The organism is Pantoea sp. SIMBA_079 (genome assembly GCF_046940275.1).
In the GTDB taxonomy this organism is placed as follows: Bacteria; Pseudomonadota; Gammaproteobacteria; order Enterobacterales; family Enterobacteriaceae; genus Pantoea; species Pantoea borealis.
Window position 1 is genome coordinate 1 of sequence record NZ_JAWRYR010000848.1, and the last position, 240, is coordinate 240.

Annotated in this window: 1 protein-coding gene; it reads left to right on the plus strand. The window is 67.1% G+C overall.

Annotation, left to right across the window (positions count from 1 at the left end; translation table 11 throughout):
• Positions 1-25: 25 nt before the first annotated feature.
• On the plus strand, positions 26-240 hold a 215-nt coding region (locus SB719_RS22330), incomplete at its 3' end, for a response regulator (protein WP_412160059.1).

Consider the following 240-nt stretch of genomic DNA (forward strand, 5'->3'; position numbering starts at 1 on the left):
GCCATGGGGCAACGCAGCCAGAGACATGCCGACTTCGATCAACGCCAGCGGACGCATTCTTGTCGTCGACGACCAGCCCGCCAACCTGCGGGTGGTCAGCTCGTTGCTGAGCCGGCACGGCTACGAGGTCGCGACCGCCAGCGATGGCGCCGAGGCCCTGTCGATCCTGGCGACGCTGCAGCCGGACCTGATGCTGCTCGACATGCTGATGCCGAACATGGACGGCTTCGCGCTGCTGGC